Source organism: Cryobacterium sp. TMT2-42-4, from assembly GCF_004402645.1.
GTDB classification, from domain to species: Bacteria; Actinomycetota; Actinomycetes; order Actinomycetales; family Microbacteriaceae; genus Cryobacterium; species Cryobacterium sandaracinum.
In genome coordinates this window covers 1-3,679 of sequence record NZ_SOFT01000040.1, presented here as the reverse complement: position 1 = coordinate 3,679, position 3,679 = coordinate 1, and the positions used below count along the sequence as shown (strand labels likewise).

The 3,679-nt window shown below is 64.5% G+C and carries 2 protein-coding genes and 3 pseudogenes; 1 reads left to right on the top strand and 4 read right to left on the bottom strand.

Annotated elements, in window-relative coordinates; genetic code table 11:
• Positions 1 to 129: 129 nt before the first annotated feature.
• The 3 genes and pseudogenes from E3O18_RS13345 to E3O18_RS13335 form a co-directional block, all read right to left on the bottom strand.
• A pseudogene (locus E3O18_RS13345) lies at positions 130 to 363 on the bottom strand (transposase); the annotation flags it as partial.
• A gap of 433 nt (positions 364 to 796) precedes the next feature.
• Entirely contained in the window at positions 797 to 1,576 is a 780-nt protein-coding gene (locus E3O18_RS13340) for an alpha/beta fold hydrolase (protein WP_241976513.1), read from the bottom strand.
• 187 nt (positions 1,577 to 1,763) lie between these two features.
• Positions 1,764 to 2,027, bottom strand: a pseudogene (locus E3O18_RS13335) (transposase); the annotation flags it as partial.
• A gap of 364 nt (positions 2,028 to 2,391) precedes the next feature.
• Here E3O18_RS13335 and E3O18_RS16175 point away from each other — a divergent pair.
• Positions 2,392 to 2,538 (top strand): hypothetical protein, encoded by a 147-nt coding sequence (locus E3O18_RS16175; RefSeq protein WP_166784933.1) that lies wholly within the window; start codon positions 2,392 to 2,394, stop codon positions 2,536 to 2,538.
• A gap of 404 nt (positions 2,539 to 2,942) precedes the next feature.
• On the opposite strand, the pseudogene E3O18_RS13325 reads toward E3O18_RS16175, so the two are convergent.
• Positions 2,943 to 3,679: pseudogene (locus E3O18_RS13325) on the bottom strand (DNA polymerase III subunit alpha); the annotation flags it as partial.

The window sequence follows — 3,679 nt, the reverse complement described above, 5'->3', positions numbered from 1 at the left end:
GCTGCGACCCGAAGATCCTCGCCACCCCCGACACAGCCTGGATCAACAAGCCAACCGAAGCTCAAAACGTGGAGCCGAAACTAGCCGCCTAAACTCACGCTGGCCTCATTCACCTTGACAAATTCCGTTGTCCCAGGTCCCGTCGGCACTGTAGCGGCGGTGGCGTTTCCAGACCGTCTGCCACGGCCCGAAGTGCGGCGGCAGATCCCGCCACTGGATGCCGGCCCGATACCGGTAGATGATCCCCTCCGTCATAAGACGGTGATCCTTGAACGGACGGCCCAACTTCCCCGCCGATTCAGGCATCAACGGGGCAATCTGCTTCCACTGGGCATCCGACAACACGGCGTAACGAGGGCTCACTCCTCTGGCGAGTAGCCCGAGTTGGTAGCGCTAGTCCAGGCACCTGGTGTGTTATCTCGTGACTTCGTGGACACTAAATCTCATCACTTCGCGGACGCTGGGTCTCATGGCTTCGTGTGTCCTGTCTCAACGCATCGTGGACACACGATCTCATGACATCGTGTGTCCACGAAGTCACGAGATAACACACCAACTCGCCGGACTACCGCTACCACCAAGCGCTACTCGCCAACTCCTCCATCCTGCCGATGAACAGCCCATCATTGGGAGACACGCCCTAGCGGTCACGGTCCAGGTGAAGCCGGTTCCCCAATTCGGAACCGGCGACGTCGATACCTCCCGAGACCGGGGCATCATCCCCAGCCGTCGCCGGTTCCACCTTTCTGAAGCCAACTCAGCCGTAGGTGGCTCCGCCCGGGCGCTCAGCCGCAGCTCAGCCGGTGCTATCGAGAATCAGGCGCGCCGCTTCCGTTGGTTGGTCCCAGTGCGGGAAGTGACCGCAGTTTTCGAACCAGTGCAGCGTTGCATCCGGGAACAGCTCCGTGGCCCGCGCCGCCTCACTGGGAACGGTGACCTTGTCCTTCCGCCCCCATCCAATGACCACTTTGCCCTTGAGTGAACCGGCCGGTGCGCCTTCCTGGCGGGGTCCGTGAATCAGCGCGTTGAGAGCCGGGTCCAGGCTGGTCGATGTCTTGAACCCGCGAAGCTCGTGCAGGACCAGATCCTGTGGCAGCTTCCAGGGGTGGGCGGAGAACTGTGCCATCAGGGCCGTGCGACCCACAGGGTTGCCCGTGAGGAAGGGGAGCGCCGGTTGGATGCGGCGCACCAGTGCGACGGATGCCTTGATGCTTGCACCAAAGATCGCTGCCTGGCGGTCATTCCAGAATCCACCAGGGTCCAGTGCGACCGTGGTGCCAGCGTGCCCGCGGCGTGCCATTTCCATTACCATCCGGGCGCCCATGGAGCTGCCTACCAGATCAAGGTCACCCAGTTCCGCGTCGCGGATAAAGGCTTCGACGGAATCGGTCAGCGTGGCAATGGTGGTTTCGCCGGTCAGCGGCGCGGATTCGCCGCAACCGGGGAGGTCGACGGCGATGACATCACGTTCAGCGGCCAGCGCCGGGATTACCGGGTTCCAGTTGCCAATACTGGAACCGACCCCATGGATCAGCAGGAGTGGCTTACCGGAGCCTTGCCGAGTTGAGTGCAACATGACTTCACTGTAGGGGCAGTGCAACATATCTGGCCAGAGGCCCGACGGCACAGCGATACGCCGTTAGGCAGCGCATCCAACATGTCTTGGATCAAACACATCTCAGGTCGAACACGCCTCAGGCAGGGGCGAAGAGTTCCAGCGCCACGTTGTCGGGGTCCCGGAATTCCAGGATGTAACCGGCTCTTCATAATTGAGGGTGTAGTTGGAGCCTGAATCCTCCGGTTTCCAGGAGTGAGCGGGCGACATAGTTGGCGAGGTTGCGGAATCTCAGGGCTGATCCGCGGAGGTGTTCGAGGCGGCATTGGATCGCCTCGGTGGGCCCGTTGGAGGTGCCGGGCCGGTCGAAGTGCGCCAAGACGTCTGCGGCTCGTTTCTTGAGGGTGCGTCCGAGGGTGACGAGCTCGGTGAGGGCGGCCGGGACGCCGTGGCTGACCGATTCGATGAGCTTCTCCGCCAGACGCACGACGTCGTTGAGCCGGCTCGTGCGGTGCTGGTGTGTCGAGTGGCTCGCCGGTCACTGACACTCCGCGGGCGCCGGTGCGCCGGGTTCGGCCGCGGATCAGCGCGTGGTGGGTACGGAACACGGGTGCCCCGATCTGAGCTTGCGCGTCGTGGAAGAACACCACGTTGGATACCGGCCCGCTGCCGTCGTCCAGTGAGAGAAAGACGACACGTTTGCCGCTACGCATCGGGGGAGTGTGCGTGGCCCGGCGGACCCCGGCGACGAGGACTTCAGTGCCGCCGGGCAGGTTCACGAGCTCCGACGCGGGAGTGACCCCGAGTTCCTTGAAGAGGGGGTAGAACCGGGTCATTTGGTGCTGGCTGACGGCGAGGCCGAGGTCTCGAAGTTCCACGTCTGTTTGGGTGCGGCCGCGGAGATCGAGGGCGGTAACAGACCGGTAGAAGTCGGGCAGTGGCAGTTCGATATCGAAGGCGAGCTGGTCGGGGCCGACGGGTAGGGCCTTGCCGCCGAGGCTCTGGATGTGGGCGAGGAGGTCGCCGCGGCGGGCGCGGTCGTAGCCGATGAACGAGTCGAGGGCGCCGACCCGGGCCAGGGCTTCGAACGTGCGCCGGCGCGGCCGCACCCGGTCCCGGAAGTCCTGCAGGGACGAGAACGGTTGATGCTCGGCGATCCGCTGCCGCTCGAGCGCACTGGAGCCGGCGAGTTCGGGCAGGGCGAGGCGGATAGCGAGCTGCCCGTCGCCCAGCTGCTCCACCCGGTAGTCCAGTGCGGACTTCTGGACGTCGAGGCCGAGGACGGTGACACCAAGGTTGCGGGCTTCGGCAATGATCAGGTCCTTGGGCCACATGCCGGGGTCGTGGGTGAGGAGCCCGGCGAAGAACGTGGCCGGGTGGTGCGTTTTCAACCAGGCGCTCTCGTACGTGGTCCGGGCGAACGCGGCCCCGTGTGCCTTGGCGAACCCGAAACTGCCGAACCCGGACAGCACCTTCCAGNGGACAGCACCTTCCAGGCCCGGTCGACGACGGGCGCCGGGAACCCGCGGGTGGCCGCCTGCTTGCGCACGTACGCTTCGATCTCGGCGAGGTCGCCGGATTTTCCGAGGTGCCGGCGGAACACATCGGCTTTGCCCATCCCGCAGCCGGTTAGCTCGTCGAACAGCCGCATCACCTGCTCGTGGAAGACAACAACACCGTTGGTTTCGGCCAGGAACGGTTTGAACCGCGGATGCATGTGGTCGGGTGCAACTTCCCCGTGCCGCGCCTTCAGATACTGCAGGGGCATGTTCGCCTGCATGGGGCCGGGGCGGAACAGGCTGATCTCCACGGTCAGGTCGTTGAACACTTCCGGTTGCAGCTTCCCGATCAGCTCCATCTGTCCGGGGGACTCGAGTTGGAGGACGCCGAGGGTGCGGGTGGTGCGGAGCATCTCGTAGGTGGGTTCGTCGTCGAGGGGGACCCGGTCCAGATCGATGGTCTCCCCGGTGAGTCGCCGGTGCTCCTCGATCGCGTAAGCCATCGCCGATTGCATCCGGACGCCGAGGATGTCGAGCTTGATCAGACCCATCGGGTCCATGTCGTGTTTGTCGTACTGGGACATCGGAAGCCCCATCCCGGAGCGTTGCACGGGCGTCCGGTCCA

Bases quoted from the DNA above. Each gene is read 5' to 3' on its own strand.
- E3O18_RS13340 (WP_241976513.1), bottom strand. From the start codon at position 1,576: ATGTTGCACTCAACTCGGCAAGGCTCCGGTAAGCCACTCCTGCTGATC.